Below are 2,379 nucleotides of genomic sequence, written 5' to 3'. Positions count from 1 at the left end.
TCCTCGAGCGCGCGGATCTGCTGGCCGACCGCGGCCGGGGTCACCGCCAGCTCGTCGGCCGCGCGGGTGAAGGAGAGGTGCCGCGCGGCGGCATCGAAGACCCTGAGGGCGTTCAGCGGGAGATGCGTGCGCTTCATGCTGCTTGCGCCTTAATCGCAGTGCGAACCGCTCGCAACCGCAGACGCCCTCAAACAGCGAAGCGGTAGGGCAGAAAAGACGCCCTCAAACAGCGAAGCGGTAGGACGGAAAAGACGCCCTCAAGCAGCGAAGCGGTAGGGCAGAAAAGTCTCCGTCAAGCAACGGATGCGTAGTTGGCCAAAGGCCAACCGGCAGGGCAGAAACAACTCTTCAGCCCGGCAGGTGCTTGAGCCCTTCCTCGAAACCTTCGCGCACCCGCGCCACGGTTTCCGCCGGGTCGCGCCCGCCATGCTGGCGATAGGCGTCGCCCACCGCATGCGCGACATAGGCCAGGGTCAGGCCCCAGGCGAGCGGGTCTTCCCACACGCCCGGCTTGACATTGACGTGATGCTGCTGCGGATCGACCCACAGGCGCAGCACTTCGAAGGCTTCGGCAGTGGCTTGTGCCGAGGGCGGAACCTCGAGCTGGTGGTCGGCCATGGTGGGGCTCCTGTTGCGGCTCTAATCGGCGGTGGCGGGAGCCGAGAGCGGGAAGAACGGGATCGAGACCTCGACCAGCGAGCCGTCCGAGCGGCGGAAGGTGTAGAAGCCTTCCATGCTGCCATGCGGGGTCGAGAGCGGGCAGCCCGAAACATAGTCGTGGCTCTGGCCGGGTTCGAGGATCGGGGTTTCGCCGACCACCCCTTCACCGTTGACGAGGTTGACCATCCCGCGCCCGTCGGTGATCCGCCAGTGGCGGGTGAGGAGCTGGATCGTCTCGTCCGAGCCGTTCTCGATCCGGATATGGTAGACCCAGAACCACTTGCCGCTTTCGACGCGCGATTGCTCGGGCGTGAAATTGACCGCCACCCGAACGGTGATGCCCTGCGTGATCGCGGCGTGCTGGAAGAGCTCCTTCATCGAGTCGCCACGCTAACGAGATTCCGCGCCCCGTCAAACCTCGCTGCGATGAATCGATGCGCCGCGAGCCGAAATTTTGCCGTCCGGGCCCGGTCTGCTATGTTGGCTCCGACCGCTGACCCGGGTCGCTTTTTGGGGAAATCGCCGGAGATCGTATCATGCTCAAACTCGCCGCACTGACATCCGTCCTGCTGGTTACAACCGGCCTCGTCGCCACGCCAGACCGCACCTCCGAACCCGCCGCCTCGCCCGAAGCGCTCGCCGCGCTCGATCCCACAAAGCTCGGCCGCCAGCTGTGCCGCGGGTTCGACGCCAGCGGGGCGACGCTCGACCAGCGGCTCAAGCTCGCCGCCGCCTTCGCCCAGCAAGCGGGCTACACCGCCGCGCAGATCGGGCTCTACCAGGGGATTTCCCGCTCCGACCTCCCCACGGGCGAGATGAACGCCGAAGCGCGGCGCTATTTCGACCAGGGCCTCGCGCTCGCCTATGGCTTCAATCACGCCGCGGCGATCCGCTCGTTCCGCCAGGCGCGCGCGCTCGATCCGGGCTGCGCGATGTGTTCGTGGGGCATCGCCATGGCCAATGGCCCGAACATCAATGCCGGGATGGACGATGACGCCAACCGCGCCGCGCTTGCGGCGCTCGAGGAGGCAAAGCGGCTGTCCGACGGGCTGCCCGAACTGGCGAAAGAGCTGATCGCGGCCCAGGCGGCGCGCTATTCGGCGTCCGAAGATGCCGACCGCGCCGCGCTCGACGGCGCCTATGCCGATGCGATGCTGGCAATCGCCGCGCGCAATCCCGAAAGCGACGATCTCGCGATCCTCGCCGCCGAATCCGCCATGAACACCGCGCCGTGGGCCTATTGGGACCTCGAAACCGGCGAGCCGGCCCCACGCATCGCCGAGGCGGTCGCGCTGGTCGAGAAGGTGATGGAACGCAATCCCTCGCACCCGCAGGCCTCGCACCTTTATATCCATTTGCTCGAATTGCCGCAGCCCAAGCGCGCCGAAGCCGCCGCCGACCGGCTGGTCAAGAGCGCCCCGGCGGCGCTCGGCCATCTCGTCCACATGCCGTCGCACATCTATTACCGGATCGGGCGCTACAAGGATTCGGTCGCCGCCAATATCGCCGCCGCGGCCGCGGACGAGGCCTATCTCCGCGATGTCGGCGACGACGGCCTCTATCGCTTCGGCTATTACCCGCACAACGTCCACTTCCTGCTCACCTCGGCCCAGGCGATGGGCGATGTCAGCACGGTGATGAACCAGTCGGCCAAGCTCGAGATCATCCTCAACGAGGATATCGCCCGCGCCCTGCCCTGGGTCCAGGCGATCCATGCCG

At 66.8% G+C, this 2,379-nt stretch carries 4 protein-coding genes; 1 reads left to right on the top strand and 3 read right to left on the bottom strand.

Annotated features, from left to right (window positions below):
* From AC16XC_RS13390 to apaG, 3 genes are all read right to left on the bottom strand, one after another.
* A partial coding sequence (locus tag AC16XC_RS13390; protein WP_484035162.1) for a LysR family transcriptional regulator occupies window positions 1-137 on the bottom strand: 137 nt, incomplete at its 3' end.
* A 211-nt stretch (window positions 138-348) separates the two neighbouring features.
* Window positions 349-618: a DUF5076 domain-containing protein gene (locus AC16XC_RS13385; protein WP_484035161.1), complete on the bottom strand. Its 270-nt coding sequence runs from the start codon at window positions 616-618 to the stop codon at window positions 349-351.
* Window positions 619-639: 21 nt separating this feature from the next.
* Window positions 640-1,038, bottom strand: a complete 399-nt coding sequence (apaG, locus tag AC16XC_RS13380) for a Co2+/Mg2+ efflux protein ApaG (RefSeq protein ID WP_484035160.1) — start codon at window positions 1,036-1,038, stop codon at window positions 640-642.
* Window positions 1,039-1,196: 158 nt separating this feature from the next.
* On the opposite strand from apaG, the gene AC16XC_RS13375 reads away from it, so the two are divergent.
* A partial coding sequence (locus tag AC16XC_RS13375; RefSeq protein WP_484035159.1) for a hypothetical protein occupies window positions 1,197-2,379 on the top strand: 1,183 nt, incomplete at its 3' end.

The organism is Candidatus Andeanibacterium sp. (assembly GCF_057143545.1).
Note: the sequence above shows the minus strand (reverse complement) of the source record. Positions and strands in the feature narration are given on the sequence as shown.